This is a genomic window from Vibrio limimangrovi, from assembly GCF_054064025.1.
This window is the reverse complement of sequence record NZ_JBSUGF010000010.1, coordinates 63181-82115: the sequence shown is the minus strand read 5'-3', so window position 1 is coordinate 82115 and position 18935 is coordinate 63181. Positions and strand designations below refer to the sequence as shown.

The 18935-nt window shown below is 44.1% G+C and carries 15 protein-coding genes; 9 read left to right on the top strand and 6 right to left on the bottom strand.

All coding sequences use genetic code 11. The annotated features are described in order from the left end of the window. Positions 1–34: 34 nt before the first annotated feature. The 3 genes from ACWYU8_RS14790 to ACWYU8_RS14780 all read right to left on the bottom strand — a co-directional run bounded on the left by ACWYU8_RS14790 (position 35) and on the right by ACWYU8_RS14780 (position 3340). Positions 35–805 carry an ABC transporter substrate-binding protein gene (locus ACWYU8_RS14790; RefSeq protein WP_457520417.1) on the bottom strand — a complete coding sequence of 257 codons (771 nt, stop codon included), beginning with the start codon at positions 803–805 and terminating at the stop codon, positions 35–37. 81 nt (positions 806–886) lie between these two features. Beyond that, positions 887–1657, bottom strand: coding sequence for an ABC transporter ATP-binding protein (locus ACWYU8_RS14785; protein ID WP_457520416.1), 771 nt, complete (start codon positions 1655–1657; stop codon positions 887–889). A 231-nt stretch (positions 1658–1888) separates the two neighbouring features. Beyond that, on the bottom strand, positions 1889–3340 hold the full coding sequence (locus ACWYU8_RS14780) for a flagellar sheath protein A (RefSeq protein WP_457520415.1): 1452 nt from the start codon (positions 3338–3340) through the stop codon (positions 1889–1891). Positions 3341–3798: 458 nt separating this feature from the next. Between ACWYU8_RS14780 and ACWYU8_RS14775 the strand changes: the two genes are divergently transcribed. The 9 genes from ACWYU8_RS14775 to ACWYU8_RS14735 all read left to right on the top strand — a co-directional run bounded on the left by ACWYU8_RS14775 (position 3799) and on the right by ACWYU8_RS14735 (position 16762). Next, a complete protein-coding gene (locus ACWYU8_RS14775) occupies positions 3799–5346 on the top strand; it encodes a DUF3360 family protein (RefSeq protein WP_457520414.1) in 1548 nt (515 codons plus the stop codon). A 313-nt stretch (positions 5347–5659) separates the two neighbouring features. After that, positions 5660–7936: a formate C-acetyltransferase gene (gene pflB / locus ACWYU8_RS14770; protein ID WP_457520413.1), complete on the top strand. Its 2277-nt coding sequence runs from the start codon at positions 5660–5662 to the stop codon at positions 7934–7936. Positions 7937–8089: 153 nt separating this feature from the next. Further along, positions 8090–9067 carry a lipid A deacylase LpxR family protein gene (locus ACWYU8_RS14765; protein WP_457520412.1) on the top strand — a complete coding sequence of 326 codons (978 nt, stop codon included), beginning with the start codon at positions 8090–8092 and terminating at the stop codon, positions 9065–9067. Between the two features lie 144 nt (positions 9068–9211). Beyond that, a complete protein-coding gene (gene pflA / locus ACWYU8_RS14760) occupies positions 9212–9952 on the top strand; it encodes a pyruvate formate lyase 1-activating protein (RefSeq protein ID WP_457520411.1) in 741 nt (246 codons plus the stop codon). Between the two features lie 160 nt (positions 9953–10112). Next, positions 10113–10781, top strand: a complete 669-nt coding sequence (locus tag ACWYU8_RS14755) for an energy-coupling factor ABC transporter permease (protein WP_457520410.1) — start codon at positions 10113–10115, stop codon at positions 10779–10781. 155 nt (positions 10782–10936) lie between these two features. Beyond that, positions 10937–11437 (top strand): YfbU family protein, encoded by a 501-nt coding sequence (locus tag ACWYU8_RS14750; RefSeq protein ID WP_444495738.1) that lies wholly within the window; start codon positions 10937–10939, stop codon positions 11435–11437. Positions 11438–11923: 486 nt separating this feature from the next. Further along, positions 11924–13858 carry a PrkA family serine protein kinase gene (locus ACWYU8_RS14745; RefSeq protein ID WP_457520409.1) on the top strand — a complete coding sequence of 645 codons (1935 nt, stop codon included), beginning with the start codon at positions 11924–11926 and terminating at the stop codon, positions 13856–13858. Positions 13859–13905: 47 nt separating this feature from the next. Further along, positions 13906–15177 carry a YeaH/YhbH family protein gene (locus ACWYU8_RS14740; RefSeq protein ID WP_457520408.1) on the top strand — a complete coding sequence of 424 codons (1272 nt, stop codon included), beginning with the start codon at positions 13906–13908 and terminating at the stop codon, positions 15175–15177. Positions 15178–15187: 10 nt separating this feature from the next. Further along, positions 15188–16762 (top strand): SpoVR family protein, encoded by a 1575-nt coding sequence (locus ACWYU8_RS14735; protein ID WP_457520407.1) that lies wholly within the window; start codon positions 15188–15190, stop codon positions 16760–16762. Between the two features lie 237 nt (positions 16763–16999). Here ACWYU8_RS14735 and kdsB read toward each other — a convergent pair whose 3' ends face one another. Genes kdsB through lpxK form a run of 3 tightly spaced genes read right to left on the bottom strand, consistent with a single transcriptional unit; the run spans position 17000 to position 18934 of the window. After that, the gene (gene kdsB, locus ACWYU8_RS14730) at positions 17000–17767 is read right to left on the bottom strand and encodes a 3-deoxy-manno-octulosonate cytidylyltransferase (RefSeq protein ID WP_457520406.1); all 768 of its coding nucleotides are present in this window, start codon (positions 17765–17767) and stop codon (positions 17000–17002) included. Beyond that, entirely contained in the window at positions 17767–17946 is a 180-nt protein-coding gene (locus ACWYU8_RS14725) for a Trm112 family protein (RefSeq protein ID WP_444495743.1), read from the bottom strand. Before ACWYU8_RS14725 ends, kdsB begins: the two co-directional genes overlap by 1 nt. Next, complete coding sequence (gene lpxK / locus ACWYU8_RS14720) at positions 17927–18934, bottom strand: tetraacyldisaccharide 4'-kinase (protein ID WP_457520405.1); 1008 nt, start codon at positions 18932–18934, stop codon at positions 17927–17929. The genes ACWYU8_RS14725 and lpxK overlap by 20 nt, the downstream gene beginning before the upstream one ends. Position 18935: the final 1 nt, after the last annotated feature.

Here is an 18935-nt window from a genome sequence, read left to right as displayed (position 1 = left end):
TCTAGGAACAGGCCAACGGTCGCTTAATTACGACTTATTCGCCGTAAACATCGTATTTAAAGTATTTACCAGCAAGTTGTTGGTAAACGCCTTTTTCACGCAATGACAAAATCGCTGCGTCAAGTTTTTGCGTGAGATCTTTATCTTGCTTACGAACGGCAATACCAAATCCCTCACCAAACCACTTAGGATCTGTGAGTGACGGACCAACAAACTCGTATGCATCACCACCAGCTTTGTTCAAAACACCTTCTTCCAACGCTGAGGCATCACCTAGTACTGCAGCAACACGACCATTAGCAAGATCCAGATAAGCTTCATCAAATGAGCCGTAACGAACGATCTCAACTTTGTCACCGTAGTTGTCAGTCAGGTATTTGTCGTGAGTAGTTGCACGCTGTACTGCGATTTTTTTGCCCGCCAGGTTATCGAAATCTAGGTTAGCGCCTTTCTTCGCGATAAATTTGTTCGGGATGAGGGCGTATTTACCAGTGAAATCAACTTTCTTCTTACGCTCTTCAGTAATAGACATAGCGGCAATGATCGCATCGTATTTACGTGCTAGTAGAGAAGGAATGATGCCATCCCAGTCTTGAGCAACGATTTGACACTTAACTTGCATCTCTTCACAAAGCGCATTTGCCATATCCACGTCAAAGCCTTTTAGAGAGCCATCTGTTTCAGTCCAGCTAAATGGAGGGTAAGCGCCTTCTACACCGAAGCGAACTGTTGTCCATTCTTTCGCTTGAACGGCACCCGATACAGCCGTCGCAGCAAGTGTTGCTGCTAATAACCACTTTTTCATTTCCATACTCCTGTGATTTCCAATGTATTTAATTTTGTTGCTGTGTTTACCTGGGAGGCAAAAAACTGCCGCCAAAAATCGTTAGTAAATCGATGAAATAAACTGCTTAAGTCGCGCTGAATCTGGATTGGTAAACAGCTTAGCGGGTTCACCCTGTTCTTCCACCAGCCCCTGATGAAGGAACATAACGTGGTTAGAGACATCACGAGCAAAAGCCATTTCATGAGTCACCACTAACATTGTACGCCCTTCTTCAGCCAAATCCCGCATGACTCCCAGCACTTCACCAACCAGCTCTGGATCCAATGCAGATGTAGGTTCATCAAACAACATTACCTCAGGGTCAACTGCCAGGGCACGAGCGATAGCTGCACGCTGTTGTTGACCTCCGGATAAATGTCCCGGGTAATAATCTTTACGCTCATAGAGACCCACTTTTTTAAGTAACATCTCTGCGTTTTCAATCGCTTGAGCTTTGGGAACACCCAATACATGCACTGGTGCTTCAATGACATTTTCTAGAACAGTCAGGTGAGACCAAAGGTTAAAACCCTGGAACACCATCGCCAAGCGCGAACGAATTCGCTGTACTTGTTTCTCGTTGGCAGGCACAGATTCACCAGCTCGGTTATTCTTCATCTGAATAAGCTCGCCATTAACCCAGATTTCTCCGGCGGTTGGTGTCTCTAACAAGTTGATACATCTGAGAAAGGTGCTCTTACCGGAACCAGAAGAGCCAATGATGGAGATAACATCCCCTTTGTGCGCGGAAAGAGAAATTCCCTTAAGGACTTCGTTTTGTCCAAACGTTTTGTGCAGGTCTTTTATATCTAGCGCTGGTACATCATTCATGCGCTTTACTCCCTGTGTTTTTTCACTGCGATAAGGGACTCCGCCCTAGCTAATTCGGAACAAATTAGCACCATGGCCCAAAAGTTGCAACAAATGATTAACCTAAATAATTAGAATAGTTAGATAGGATAGCTAAATTAATATGCACTATCTAGCACTATATTCTTCTAATGGTGAATATTCTGCATAAAAAAGCCCCTACAGAGAGGGGCAAATAATATTATAAAAGTGTTAGTCAGTTCTCTCTAACGAAAGTGTCTTCGTTTGAGCGATGCGGTTAGCTACTGCTCGCACTTCCTGCTCATTCTTCACAATACCAAGCACATCTTCTGTCGTGTCTGTACCATCACCATTTGCAAAGGCCGTCAGAAAATCAGCTACTTGGACATCACCTTCATCTTGGGTGAAAACATAACTTTGTGAAATCAAAGAATTTTTTGAGATCGCGAGAGAATCTCGTGCACCAGACGGGACACTTGAATAATCCAGATCAGGTACGACAACGGTATCATTGATGTAGGAATAGACAGAGTGACGAACGATATACGGAGTTGACCCTACCGTAGTCGCTTGCTGGTAACTTATTCGCTGTAGCCCACTTTCATTCCCGAGGCCGATACTGTCTCCTAAATTCACTCGGCTATCAGTAACACCCGGTTTGCTGTCTTGCGTATTACTTACCGCAAATAGTGAGGCATCATCAACCACAATACTCCAGTCATCAGCAACGACATCTGTGTAGCCAGCTTCCCATCCAGGAGTAACAATGGTTCCGTCAACACTAAATGTCCAAACATCACCATTGAGTGAATCTGGGTGATTAAACGAGCCCGCCTTAGCCACTTCAGCCAGACGATAAGAGAAGTTTTTGTAAATAGTGTCGATATCAATAGCGGAGAACTGAATACCTGAACTACTCACCACTGGAGTAGATGTATTACCAGCAAATACCATGCGGTCATCCGTCCAGTCCTCAAAACCGTATTGGTAAAGTGAAGAACGTGAATCTGTACGGTACTGCGCAACCATTGTATTTTCAGTGCTTATTGCCGATAAAGTTTCACCTTTCGTGAAGCGTGATTCATTTGCCGTAACGGTTTCATATTGAGAATCGAAGTAGAACGTAGAATATGGGTTACCTTCGGCATCTGCCGCTACTTTGTAATCGAGGTTCGTCTTATTTGTCGTTTTATCGTTGTTACCGGTTAAACAAGTGGTGTTGCTCACATTGGCGTCCACAGACAGATAGGCATTACGCAGTGAAGAATCTGCTGCCAATAACTGCTTGGAAAACGTAAGAGCATTGATAAGAGTGCCATTAAACTCTTGAATAGTAACGCTGCCTTCGTCAGGAATCGACTGTAGCGTTATCGTCAGCTTGTCATTACTTGTCGTGACGACGTCTCCAACACGTTCACCCGACGCATTCGAATAAAACGCGATTAATTGTGTATCGAGAACTCCGCCCAGCGCATGGTAATTCAATACATTTTCTACACCATTGGTCGTAAATCTATCGTAAATCGTACATGAGCCGTTACTCGCCAAGGATTGGGTCTTAGGCGCAACAAAGGTAAAGTTAAACAGTGTCTTAGGTGCACTACCGCCACCGCCGCCGCCGCCACAACCGACCATAAACCCTGAAATAATCGCCACTAGCGGCAGTAATTTAAACTGTTTCATCTATTCTTCCTAAACTGAACGGCAATAAATAGCCATAACCATTGTCTTTCGCCGTTTAAAGCAAGAATAAAGCCAGCTTTATATACACTCTGTGAATGTTGATAGATCACGTGCTACTTGTGTGATATATCCTTGCTATTTGCTAATTTTATGCAACTTGTGTAATGAATTTACAGGTAAAATAACCAAGTAATCCTTTAGGTTGTCACTTTCTGTAGTTTTATTTCACATCAATTCTTAAAGTGATCTAAATCAATCATCCTAAATAGCTATCTTGTTAGACTCCAACCACAATCTGAGGAAATTTTTGTGCCTCAACACAACAAGTTATTAGCTATGCTTAGGCACGGAATGTACGTGCAACAAATCTAATAATAGCTAGAGCATAGGATGTGCCGCAGATGCAGCACAGCAAAACTGAATCAAGAATTCATAACTTTTAAATATATGAGGAATCTATGTCAGAAGCAGTTAATAAAGTGCACTCTGATTCGGATATCGAGACCAAAAGCTACCGTGAGCTTCATCGTCCAGCATCTGAGTTCGCCAGCCGTTCAGACTACCTAGATCACGAACTACAAATTATGAAGCCACGTCGCTTCGGCTTAAACTTGCCAGGCCGCGATTTTCGATTTGAGCTTGAAGACTTGGTTCCAGCGCTTGCGGGTACCATCGGTATTATTGCGATGTACTCATCCGTATCGATGTCATGGGCAGAGGGCCTAACCCAAGCATGGGATCATGTGCATTTGACTAAAGAGTTTGCCATTGAAATTGCGCGAGTCGAAATGCTTATTCCTGCTCTCCTTTTCTGTATTTTGGCATCGGGTGTCTTTAACCCTAAAGCTAACCTTGCGGGTAACCATGGTCCGATGATTCCTTTGATCGGTACTATCGCACTTGCTGGTGCTCACCCGCTGGCACTGGCTATTCTTATCGGTATATTTGGCCTCATCCTCAGTTTCTTGAAAGGGGGATCCAAGCTCGTCAACTTAACCTCTGAAGGTACCGCTGGTGGATTGCTCATATTCCTCGGCTTAACGGGTACTATCAGCCAAATTAATTCCATTCAGGAATGGGCGACTGGACTGCAGTCTGCGGATGTCGCTGCGGGCAGCATGGGTTACGTCGGTTTGATAGTCCTCGGTGTGACTGTGGCTATTTATGCCTACCTGGCAAAAGTGAATAAGCGCTGGTTAGCCATTCCGGTCTGCGCGTTCTCAGGTCTGGCGATTGCTCTGATACTTGGTGCGGGTTTCGATATTAAGTTTGAAACCGAAATGGGCTTACCAAACCTGAACCCAGTTTACTGGTGGGGCAGTACAGAAGAAGGTTGGATGCTTGGTTTACCAAATGTTGAACACTTCATTGCGTCTTTACCATTTGCAATTCTGGCTGTTGCTATGTGGTCTCCTGACTTCCTTGGTCATCGTATTTTCCAAGAGATGAACTACCCACGTAAGACTGAGAATGTGCTAATGGACGTTGATGACACCATGACCATGTGTTCTGTACGTCAGATGGTAGGTACCGCAGTAGGTGGTGGTAACATCACTTCATCTTGGGGTACTTACATGATTCCTGCAGCTATTGCTAAGCGCCCAATTCCAGGTGGTGCCATCTTACTAGGTTCAATCGTAATTATTGTGGCAATTCTTGGTTTTCCTATGGATGTTGCAGTATGGCCGCCAGTAATGCGTGTTGCTCTGCTAGTAGGTGTATCTCTACCTCTACTAGAAGCCGGTATGCAGATGGTTCGTGATACTAAAGATTCACAAGCAGCAGGGGTTTGTATTTTTGCATCTATTGTTGCCAACCCTGTTCTTGCTTGGGCACTGACGATGTTCCTGGACAACAATGGTCTGATTGGTGACAAAGAGCGTGCAGGTCGCTTGTCCTTTGTCGACAAAATCATTATCCCAATTGGTGTGTTTGTTATTTGTTTAGTTGCTATGCTTGCAGTTGGTATGCTTGAAGCACAATATGGATTAAAAGCTTGGCTATAATGTCAAAAGCTCAAAAATAATTGTGGGTAGCGCTAGTCGCTACCCCATTTTTATCCGTAAAGTTGATCATTTATTGATTTAGTTTAAGGTTTGCAGAAATTTTTTAGTTTAACCTGCAGTTGTTGATTCAAAGAGTGAGCGTCACATGCAGTGACAATATTTATAGTTTTGTAACCCAAATTTAGAAATTTAAGACTATAAATATTGTTATTCATAAGAGTGTACTGTTCCCCACGGAACTGATGAAACTGGGGATAGCTGGCTCAACGGCGAAGCAGTACGTATTTTTTTCTACTAAAAAGGTAGGTATGTCATGGCAGAGCAATTTGCTAAAGCTTGGGAAGGTTTTGCTGCAGGTGAGTGGCAAAACGAAGTAAACGTTCGTGATTTCATTCAAAAGAACTACACTCCGTACGAAGGCGACGAATCTTTCCTAGTTTCTGAAGGTACTGAAGCGACTAACAAGCTTTGGGCTAAAGTAATGGAAGGTATCAAACAGGAGAACTCTACTCACGCTCCTGTAGACTTTGACACCTCTGTTATCTCTACCATCACTGCTCACGATGCAGGCTACATCGAAAAAGACCTTGAAACTATCGTTGGTCTTCAAACTGAAGCTCCACTAAAACGTGCGATCATCCCTAACGGTGGTATTCGCATGATCGAAGGTTCATGCAAAACTTACGGCCGTGAACTTGATCCAATGGTTTCAAAAATCTTCTCAGAATATCGTAAAACTCATAACCAGGCAGTTTTCGATATCTACACGCCATCAATTCTTGCTTGTCGTAAATCAGGCGTTCTGACTGGTCTTCCAGACGCATACGGTCGTGGTCGTATCATCGGTGACTACCGTCGTATTGCGCTATACGGTATCGACTTCCTGATGAAAGACAAATTCGCACAGTTCTCTTCTCTACAAGAGAAATTCGAAAACGGCGAAGATCTTCAAATGACAATGCAGCTTCGTGAAGAAGTAGCAGAACAACACCGCGCTCTTGGCCAAATCAAAGAAATGGCTGCGAAATACGGCTTCGATATTTCTCGTCCAGCTGAAACTGCACAAGAAGCTATCCAGTGGACTTACTTCGGCTACCTAGCTGCTGTTAAATCTCAAAACGGTGCTGCAATGTCTCTAGGCCGTACTTCTACGTTCCTAGACGTGTACATCGAGCGTGATATCGCTGCTGGTAAGATCACAGAAGACCAAGCTCAGGAAATGATCGACCACTTCGTAATGAAACTACGTATGGTTCGTTTCCTACGTACTCCTGAGTACGATGAACTATTCTCTGGCGACCCAATCTGGGCAACAGAATCTATGGGTGGTATGGGTCTTGACGGTCGTACGCTAGTAACGCGTTCTAACTTCCGTTTCCTAAACAGCCTATACACTATGGGGCCTTCTCCAGAGCCAAACATCACTGTTCTTTGGTCTGAAGCACTTCCAGACGGCTTCAAACGTTTCTGTGCTAAAGTATCTATCGATACTTCTTCTATCCAGTACGAAAACGATGACCTAATGCGTCCAGACATGGAATCTGACGACTACGCAATTGCATGTTGTGTATCGCCAATGGTTATTGGTAAACAAATGCAGTTCTTCGGTGCTCGTGCGAACCTTGCTAAAACTATGCTTTACACTATCAACGGTGGTGTTGATGAAAAATCTAAAGCACAAGTTGGTCCAGCAATGCCTAAGATCACTTCTGAAGTACTTGACTACAATGAGTTGTGGGACAAAATGGACCACTTCATGGATTGGTTGGCAAAACAGTATGTTACTGCATTGAACGCTATCCACTACTCACACGACAAGTACAGCTATGAAGCGTCTCTACTAGCTCTTCATGACCTGGACGTTAAACGTACTATGGCATGTGGTATCGCTGGTCTGTCTGTTGCAGCTGACTCACTATCAGCTATCAAATACGCAACGGTTAAACCAATTCGCGACGAAGACGGTATTGCAATCGACTTCGAAATCGAAGGCGACTACCCTAAATTCGGTAACAACGACCCTCGCGTAGATGACATTGCTTGTGAACTTGTTTCTGTATTTATGAACAAGATCCGTGAGCTTAAGACTTACCGCAACGCGATTCCTACTCAGTCAATTCTTACTATCACTTCAAACGTGGTATACGGTAAGAAAACTGGTAACACGCCTGACGGTCGTCGTGCTGGTACTCCATTTGCTCCAGGTGCAAACCCAATGCATGGTCGCGATGAGAAAGGTGCAGTAGCATCATTGACTTCAGTAGCGAAACTTCCGTTTGCTGACGCTCAAGATGGTATCTCTTACACCTTCTCTATCGTACCTAACGCACTAGGTAAAGAAGAAGACAGCCAACGTGCTAACCTTGCTGGTCTGATGGATGGTTACTTCCACCACGAAGCAGGCATTGAAGGTGGTCAGCACCTAAACGTAAACGTGCTTAACCGTGAAACTCTAGAAGACGCAGTTAAACACCCAGAGAAATACCCTCAGCTAACTATCCGTGTATCTGGATACGCTGTACGTTTCAACTCTCTGACTGCAGAACAGCAAGCTGACGTTATCGCTCGTACATTCACAGAGTCTCTATAAGACTTTAGCGACATAACGTTTTAGTAATACCACAAGAGCCGATGCTGAGAATGCATCGGCTTTTTTTATGTTCAACTTCATTCTTGTGACACCGCAAAGGATTTCACTGTCATTCTTACGTATCATGCAAATAAATATTTGTTAGTGCTTTATATGACGTATAAAAAATTACTTATCTTTGCCCTTTTGTCACCTGCTGCTTTCGCATCCACCGAATCCACCGTTTCATTTACACTCGACAATGACGGTATCTTCGGTGTGGATCACGATTATACAAATGGGATCTTTCTCTCCTACGCAACCGGACAACTAACAAAAAAGAGAGAATGGGATTGGCTGAGCCTAAGCAACCCGGAATCCTCCAGCATCGATAAAATAGAACTGGTGCTGGGCCATAAAATGTGGACGCCAAGAGATATAGATGCCGATTATCCACTGGCAAACGAGCGCCCATATGCCGGTTATTTGCATACGGAACTCAACTACCTTTCTCTCACCGCAGATAAAGCGGTGCGTTATAACTTTACTATTGGCACTACGGGTGAACGAGCGCTATCAGAAAAAGCACAATCTCTGGTTCACACCATTACCGGCTCTCCCGATCCACAAGGGTGGGATTACCAAATCGATGATTATCTGGCGTTCAGTGTTGGCTACCGAGCATTCAATAAGTTAATTCGCAGTGAGGGGAACCGTACTCAGTGGGAAGTCACCAACATTAACAATATCAATGCTGGTAACTTTCGCAGTGATATCTCTCAGGGCGTGATGTTCCGCTGGGGAACCCACTTATCCAATAGCATTGGCGCGGCCAATATCAGCGTGGAAAGCCCATTTTCAGCTAGCATGTTAGCGAGAAACACCACCAGCTGGTTCCTATTTGCTGGATTGGAAGGCCATTACCGTTTCAACGATATCACTATCGAAGGTGATCGTTCCGGTATTTCTGGTGACTCAGACGTTTACGACGTCACATTGGCGCACTGGCAAAGCAGTGCCGTAGCTGGAGCGGCCTGGTATAACCAAAGTTACGGTGCGAGCGTTACGTTTACGGTCAAAACTCCCGAATATAAAGAGGCTCAAACCGACGTATACGGTACTGGTTCTTTCTCTGTCTTCGCCTTTTTTTAAATAACCCCCGGCCTAAGACCGATGAAAACTCCATTGGACGTTTTGTTTGCCTTCATTCCACAAGCTAAACGCCTACAAGACTGTTTTAACCCTGCTTTTTGTAATAAAATAACAGCAACAGTTTACTAGTCATGAGAGCAAAAGATGTCAACAACTGGTCGTATTCACTCATTTGAGTCATGTGGTACCGTAGACGGACCTGGTATTCGTTTTATCGTCTTCTTGCAGGGTTGTTTGATGCGCTGTAAGTACTGCCATAACCGCGATACCTGGGATACGCATACAGGTAAAGAAGTCACTGTTGAAGAAATCATTGCTGAGGCGAAATCATACCGTCATTTCATGAATGCATCTGGTGGTGGTGTGACTTGTTCTGGCGGAGAGGCAATCCTGCAACCTGAGTTTGTGCGCGACTTTTTCAGAGCAGCGAAAGCAGAAGGTATTCATACCTGCCTTGATACCAATGGCTATGTCCGTAAACACACCGAAGTCATTGACGAAGTGCTCGATGTCACCGATTTAGTGATGTTGGATATCAAGCACATGAAAGATGAGGTTCATCAGGACTTAATCGGAGTATCGAACAAGCGTACTTTGGATTTCGCTCGATACTTACATAAAATTGGCCAAAAAACGTGGATTCGCTACGTTGTGGTTCCAGGTTATACCGACGACCCAGAAGCAGCGCACATGCTTGGTGAATTTATCAAAGACATGGATAACATTGAGAAAGTAGAACTGCTTCCTTACCACAAGCTGGGTGCCCATAAGTGGGAAGCGCTGGGCTTCGAATATCCGCTTGAGGGCGTAAACCCACCGTCTAAAGAGACCATGGATGAAATCAAATCGATCCTTTCTCAGTACCACTCGAATGTAAAATACTAAATCAAACCACTTCCGCCCTAGAGAAAAATGCCAGCTTCACGCTGGTATTTTTTTGTTTCGTGGAGTCGAATACCTTATTTCAATTCGTCCTATGTGTACAATAGCACCCCATCAAAACTCTTAACGTAAACGTAACAAAAAGTAGCATCAGGGAGTCATCATGGATTGGTTTAACTTAGGAGCATTCGCTGTCATCATTTGGGTAATTATTGCCTTTTGCTTACCTGATTGGAGAAAGACAGTTTGGCCTAAGCTTGAAACAGAAAAATCTTTTCAGCACATTGTTTTTGCCACTGTGTTCCTGTTAACGATTTTGTGGTCCGCTCAGGCGGGCGTAAAAGATGGGCTAAAAATCCACTTTCTCGCAGTCACTACCTTAACCATGATGTATGGATGGCGAATGGCGTTCTTGATAAGCATTCCCGCCATGGTCGTTAATCATTGGATACAAGGTGTGTGTCTCGTCTTGCTGCCAAGCTCTCTGATCCTCTCCGCCCTACTTCCTATTCTGATCAGTTACTTTGTATTCCTGCTCAGCTACCACTATTTGCCACGCAATATTTTTGTCTTTATTTTCGTTGCAGGTTTCTTTAACGGGGCCATTACCGGTAGCCTGCACTTGCTGATCAATTCGTTCTATCACTTAACTGTCGGTCACTACGATTGGGAAACCATTCAACACAATTACTTTATTTTTGTCCCTCTGCTCGCCTTTCCTGAAGGTTTGTTAAATGGCATGTCACTTGCCGTACTTACGGTCTTCAAACCCGAATGGTTGAGAGTCTTCTCCGATAGAGATTACATATACAACCACTACCATAAAAAATAGCATTAGTTTGAAAGATATCGTGCTGACGACTAGATGTATTAAGTAATTCTTGTCATTTTTTCATATTAAATATGTGTTGAGATCATGTTTCACTCATGTCTGAAGCGTTAACCTAAGCACATTAAAAATGTATTAGATTATTTAGTGAGGTCATCATGGAAATGTCAAACGCTCAACGTTTGATTCTATCAAACCAGTACAACCTAATGTCTCAACTCGATCCAAGTAATGCCGCGAAATACAAACGCCTACAGACGATAGTTGAACGTGGATACGGATTGCAAATGTGCGAGCTAAACAAAAATTTTGGCTGCATTACGGAAGCAGAATGTCGTGAAATTATCGACATCATGGAGATGTATCATGCAATGCAAGAGTCCAACAACTTACTCGAAACCGAAGAACGAAGCAAAGTCGATCAACGCCGTCTGCAGTTTCTTGGTTTTGACATTGCAACAGAAGCTCAGCAAGTACACTACGTACGCTTTTTAGTGGACTCTGAAGGCTTATATCCGCAATTTGACAAGGCTGACCATCATTTTAATAGTCAGATGCCAATGCTGAACAAATACCGTCGTATGCTACAAACATGGCGCAATTGCCCTCGTCAGTACCACTTATGTCCAAACGAGCTGGCACAAATCTTTAGTGCATAAATATGTAACTATTTACTAAGGGGAGCAAATGCTCTCCTTTTTTATTCCGCTGTCGCCCCCTCTTTTTTCCTTTAGCACGATTTTTTCAATCTTTGTTTAATCCCAAACATGAATCACTAATGTTGGCACCAGTGCGCCAAACATTTGATTTATCAATGTGCAACAACCAATACAATTACACCAATTATCAAAGAGTGATGAAAATGTCACTTTTGCAATAAATTCATAATTGTTAAGCAAAATTGCAAATCCCAGACTAGTCTTAAGTAGAGAAAGGCTGAGATTGAATGATTCAAATCCACCTCTCACCGTTGTGATGATAAATCTGTCTACAAACAAAAGTCTTTGGTGTCGCCAATCTTGTGTGCTGTACAAACCAAATTAGATGGACGTACGTATACATTTAGACAACCAAGAGCATGACAACAGGTGGGTAAGCCTTAATCAACGTTCGTCGGTAGACTGACTATTAAAGGGGAAAGCGACATGAGTATTTTCGACCACTATCAATCCAGATATGAAGCTGCAAAAGATGAAGAGATGTCGTTACAGGAGTTTTTAGCCCTGTGCAAGGATGACAAAAGTGCATACGCTAATGCAGCAGAACGCCTACTGATGGCAATCGGTGAGCCTCAGATAATCGATACAGCCAAAGATCCAAGACTAAGCCGTATCTTTTCAAACCGAGTGATATCGCGTTATCCAACGTTTAAAGATTTTTATGGTATGGAAGATGCGATAGAACAAATTGTTGCGTACCTAAAACACGCAGCTCAAGGTTTGGAAGAACGTAAACAGATTCTTTACTTACTCGGCCCTGTTGGTGGTGGTAAATCATCGCTTGCCGAAAAATTGAAAGCACTAATGGAGCAGATGCCTATCTATATTCTTAGTGCCGATGGTAAACGAAGCCCGGTTAATGACCACCCTTTCTGCTTATTTAAAGCGACTGAAGATGGTGAGATCCTGAAAAAAGAGTACGGCATTGACCCACGTTACCTTCGTTCAATCATGTCGCCATGGGCAGCAAAACGCTTACATGAATTCGGTGGTGACATCACCAAGTTCAAAGTCGTCAAAGTACGTCCGTCTATTCTCGACCAGATCGGTGTGGCCAAAACTGAACCAGGCGATGAAAACAACCAAGACATTTCATCTTTGGTTGGTAAGGTAGACATCCGTAAACTTGAACACTACTCACAAGATGACCCAGATGCTTACAGCTACTCTGGTGCGCTCTGTAAAGCTAACCAAGGCTTGATGGAGTTTGTTGAGATGTTTAAAGCGCCAATCAAAGTACTTCACCCATTGCTGACCGCGACTCAGGAAGGCAACTTTAACGGTACTGAAGGGCTTTCTGCGATTCCATTCGATGGCATGATTTTAGCGCACTCGAATGAATCCGAATGGCAAACATTCCGTAACAATAAGAACAACGAAGCGTTCCTAGACCGTGTATACATCGTTAAAGTACCGTACTGTCTGCGCGTTTCAGAAGAAGTGAAGATTTACAAAAAACTGCTTGAAAATAGTGAATTATCTCAAGCACCTTGCTCACCAAGTACCTTAGAGACCTTGGCACAGTTCAGTATTCTTTCACGCCTGAAAGAGCCTGAGAATTCGTCCATCTTCTCAAAAATGCGAGTGTACGATGGTGAAACACTGAAAGACACCGATCCGAAAGCGAAGAGCTACCAAGAGTATCGTGATTACGCAGGTGTTGATGAAGGTATGAATGGTCTATCCACTCGTTTCGCCTTCAAAATCCTGTCGCGTGTGTTTAACTTTGACCAAACCGAAGTGGCAGCGAACCCTGTCCACCTGTTCTATGTCATTGAGCAACAAGTCGAACGTGAACAGTTCCCAACAGAAACGGCTGAAAAATACCTCGAGTTTTTGAAAGGGTATCTGGTTCCACGTTACGTCGAGTTTATTGGCAAAGAAATTCAGACCGCATACTTAGAGTCATACTCTGAATATGGTCAGAATATCTTCGACCGTTACGTCACTTACGCTGACTTCTGGATCCAAGACCAAGAGTACCGCGATCCTGAAACCGGGCAGCTATTTGACCGTTCTTCTCTAAACTCCGAACTAGAGAAAATCGAGAAAACAGCGGGCATCTCAAACCCTAAAGATTTCCGTAACGAAATCGTCAACTTTGTGCTTCGTGCGAAAGCGACTAACAATGGTCTAAACCCTGTTTGGACCAGCTACGAAAAATTGCGCACAGTGATCGAGAAGAAAATGTTCTCCAATACCGAAGAACTACTTCCGGTTATCTCATTTAATGCGAAAACCTCTTCTGAAGATCAGAGGAAACATGACGACTTTGTCGCTCGCATGATGGAAAAAGGCTATACCGAGAAACAGGTTCGCCTACTTTCTGAGTGGTACCTACGAGTACGTAAGTCATCCTAACCCAGTGTTGAGTTAGGTCGCTTGTGAAACATGAAGAGGGCTATTTCATGGCGCAATTTATAGACCGCAGGCTCAATGGCAAGAACAAGAGCGCTGTTAACAGACAGCGCTTCTTGAAGCGCCATAAGGAGCAAATCAAAGAGTCGGTAGCAGACGCAGTGAATCGACGCTCGATCACGAATACGGAAACGGGCGAAGACGTCTCTATACCGCACAAAGACATTAACGAACCGATTTTTCATCAAGGACGCGGTGGGTTGCGTGAACGTGTTCACCCAGGAAACGACCAGTTCATCACAGGTGATAAAATCGAACGTCCGAAGTCCGGAGGTCAAGGGAGTGGTTCTGGAGAAGGTAATGCAAGTGCAGACGGCGAAGGCCAGGATGAGTTTGTGTTCCAAATTTCGAAAGATGAATATCTCGATATTCTCTTTGAAGATCTTGAACTGCCAAATTTAGAAAAAAACCAAATAGCGAAGATTACCGAGTGGAAAACACATCGTGCTGGTTTCAAAACCGCCGGTATTCCTTCCAACATAGCCGTTGTGCGTTCACTCCAGCAATCACTGGCGCGCAGAACCGCAATGACGGCGGGTAAAAAGCGCCTTCTTAAAGAGTTAGAGGAAGAGCTCGCACGCATTAAAAACACTGAACCAGCTCAACCGTTTGAAGAAACTCGTATCAAACAGGAGATAACGGAACTTCGTAAAAAAATTGAAAGCGTACCCTTTATTGATACGTTCGATTTGCGTTTTAAGAACTACGAGAAACGCCCCGTACCATCCAGTCAGGCGGTCATGTTCTGTTTGATGGACGTCTCAGGATCAATGGATCAGGCAACCAAAGATATCGCTAAACGATTCTACGTCTTGCTTTATCTGTTCCTGACTCGTACTTATGAAAACGTCGAAGTCGTATTTATTCGCCATCATACTCAAGCGAAGGAAGTCGACGAGCATGAGTTTTTCTACTCTCAGGAAACGGGCGGCACAATTGTATCCAGTGCGTTAAAGCTCATGGATGAGATAGTGAAAGCGCGTTACCCTGTTGGGCAATGGAACATTTATGCAGCCCAAGCATCTGACGGCGATAACTGGGCAGATGACTCACCGAGATGCCGTGACATATTGGTCAATAAATTACTACCTAACTGTCAGTACTACTCATATATTGAAATCACACGCCGTTCTCATCAGACATTGTGGCATGAGTATGAAAAACTCACTGACGAATTTCCGAACTTCGCTATGAAGAATATTCGCGCTGTGGAGGATATCTTCCCTGTCTTCCGTGAACTATTCCATAAAGAAACGGCGTAAGGAGGCTAGGATGAGTACAGCAACAAAAAACCTCTCTGAAGAGGCTCCAAAAAAGAAGCGCAACAGTAAGAGCAAGATTCTGCCAGATGGCCCGGACTGGACATTTGAACTGTTAGAGCGATACCACAAAGAGATCAAGCGTGTCGCTGAGCACTATCGTCTCGACACGTACCCAAATCAAATTGAAGTGATCACTTCAGAACAGATGATGGACGCATACTCAAGTATCGGTATGCCTATAAACTACAATCACTGGTCATTTGGTAAAAAGTTTATTCAAACGGAGCAACATTATAAACACGGCCAGATGGGTTTGGCGTATGAAATAGTGATCAACTCAGATCCCTGTATCGCCTATTTAATGGAAGAAAATACCGTCACGATGCAAGCATTGGTGATGGCCCATGCCTGCTACGGACACAATTCATTCTTTAAGGGTAATTATCTGTTCCAGACATGGACAGACGCCAGTTCGATCATTGACTACTTGCTGTTTGCGAAAAAGTATCTTGCAGAGTGTGAAGAACGGTATGGCGTTCTGGAAGTCGAAAAACTCCTCGACTCCTGTCACGCACTGATGAACTTTGGTGTCGATCGGTATAAACGACCAGAGAAAATCTCCATCACTGAGGAAAAAGCACGCCAAGAAGAGCGAGAAGCTTACCTTCAATCGCAAATTAACGACCTATGGCGAACTGTACCAAGAGCGAAAACAAAAGAGGAGGACATCGTAGCGCGCTTCCCGAGTGAACCTCAGGAAAACTTACTGTACTTCTTTGAAAAACACGCGCCATTGCTTGAACCATGGCAACGTGAAGTCATCCGTATTGTGCGTAAAATCAGCCAATACTTTTACCCACAAAAACAGACTCAGGTAATGAACGAAGGCTGGGCAACGTTCTGGCATTACACCATTCTTAACCATCTTTATGATGAAGGCTTGGTGTCTGAAAAATTCATTCTGGAATTCTTACACAGCCATACGAGCGTAGTGGCTCAGCCAGCCTACAATAGCCCTTATTTTAGTGGCATAAACCCTTATGCACTTGGGTTTGCCATGTTCCGTGATATCAAACGCATCTGTGAAGAACCAACCGATGAAGACCGCGAATGGTTCCCTGATTTGGCGGGTACAGATTGGCTTGAAGCGGTGCACTTTGCCATGCACAACTTTAAAGATGAGAGTTTTATCAGCCAATACCTTTCACCAAAGATAATGCGTGATTTTAAACTGTTCGCCATTAAAGATGACGACCACAAAAACTTCATTGAAATAGCGGCCATTCATGACGAAGTGGGTTATAAACGCATACGAGAAACACTCGCGGCGCAATATAACTTATCGAATCTTGAACCGAATATTCAGGTGTTCAACGTTGATGTCCGTGGCGACCGATCACTGACGCTTCAGTATGTTCCTCATAATCGTATCCCATTAGATGAGAGCTATGATGAGGTGTTAAAACACGTGTACCGTATATGGGGCTTCGACGTTATTTTGCAAGAAGTGAAAGATACCGGTCATAGAGAAACGCTGGCAACCTGCCCTAAGCGTAATCAATATGACAACAATAATAATATTTGATACCCCTGAGCAGTCCCCTTAAATGTCACTCCCCTGAAGCACAAAAGGCTCCTTAATCGGAGCCTTTTTATTGTCAGGAGAACTCACTTTGCATTATACCAATCGTAGTAAATATCTGGTCATTCTAGCTTGTTAAAATACTCGATAACTGCGTTAGAATTTTTGATTGTAGAATAACTACTTATCGAAAAATCCTGCCTTGTTCTCAAGCATTTTTCCTGCGCTATTTATGGTCACTTACTTACTGTGATTGGTATTAGTTGCTACTATCGCTCGTACTGCTTCGAGATCTTCTGGCGTATCAACACCCGCAACTGGCGCTTCCTTAGCAACTGCTACGTGAATCTTCTCGCCATACCAAAGCACCCGAAGCTGCTCCAGGCATTCAATTTGCTCCAATGCGCTCGGAGCCCAATTGACATACGTATTGATGAAACCAGCCCGGTACGCATAGATACCAATGTGGCGCATCAAAGGATTTACGATCGTTTTGTCTTGCTTGGCAAAATTATCTCTATCCCATGGAATCGTTGCACGGCTAAAGTACAGCGCATAACCACGAGAATCTGTCACCACTTTAACCGCATTGGGATTGAAGACTTCTTCTTCCGACTCAATTTCTACTGCCAGTGTGGCCATCGGAGCATCACGACCTGCAAGATTGTCCGCGACCTGACGAATAATTGAAGGAGGAATTAACGGCTCATCACCTTGGACATTCACAATAATGTGATCCGCAGGAATTGCCATTTTCTCGACCACTTCAGCCAAACGCTCAGTGCCAGATTCATGGTTTGGCGATGTCAAACAGACTTTGCCGCCAAACTTCGCAACCGCAGCAGCAACACGATCATCATCCGTCGCGATGATCACATCTTCCGCACCAGCTTGCATCGCTTGTTCATACACCCACTGCACCATCGGCTTTCCGCCAATATCAGCCAGTGGTTTACCCGGTAAGCGAGTAGAGGAATAACGAGCGGGAATGACGACAGTAAAAGACATTAGCGTCCCTCGTCCATGCTCATTGTTCGTGCTTCCGGCTCAAGCAGAACAGGAATCCCCTCTTTTATCGGGTACGCAAGGCGATCAAATTTGCAGATCAACTCTTGATTATCTTTGTCGTACGTCAGCTTACCTTTGCATACAGGGCAAGCTACAATCTCAAGCAGACGGTGATCCATAAGTCGCTTTAACCTCTTTTATTCTATTTAAAATTCGCTCTGCGTCGTTTGAATTAAACTGTGCAGATACAGGTAGATACCACCAGTTGTCCTGTGCGTAATCGCGACACTTAACGGCATCTTTCTCTGTCATGATCACATTCGCTCCTTGTTGAGCCAATGCTTCTAATTCTTGCTGGTCAAAGTCTTGATGGTCGGAAAAGCCTTTGGTTACTTTGACATCAGCATTCATTACATTCAGTGTATTAAAAAATCTCGGAGGATGCCCAATGCCCGCAAATGCAACTAATTCTTTTAACTCTGACACATCAATATGCTGATTGGTCTTGAGGTTAATTGCTTTCTCAGGCGCAAGTGACATCGCAATTTCATCTTGTTGAACATGTCCACCATTGGTGATCACGAAATCCACTTCACTCAGTCTTTCTATACCTTCGCGCAATGGCCCCAAAGGTATCAAGCTTTCATTACCAAAGCGTCGATTTCCGTCAACAATCACTAATTCGATGTCTCGTGCAAGGGCATAATGCTGCAGGCCGTCATCCGTAATAATAATATCCACGCCGACTTCCAGCAGCGCTTTGACCGCATTCGCTCGTACCGGATCAACCGCAACAGGCGCACCTGTACGACCGCAAATAAGCTTAGGCTCATCCCCACAATGTTTCGCTGGTGTTTGGTCATCCAGAACTAATGGATACTGCGGTGCCTTAGCACCATAGCCGCGAGAAACAACCCCCGGGTTATAACCAAGCTGCTGTAATTGTTCCACCAGCCACACTACCACTGGCGTTTTACCATTGCCGCCAGCGGTAATATTTCCGACCACCACAACAGGTACAGGTGCTTTATAAGCGAGCTTTTTTCCGGTTTGGTATTGCTTACGTTTTGACTGACTGATTGCACCAAACAACAGACTCAGTGGCCACAACAGCGGCCATAAGAGATATTTGAGTGGATGGTTGTCGAACCAGATTTTTTCGATCACA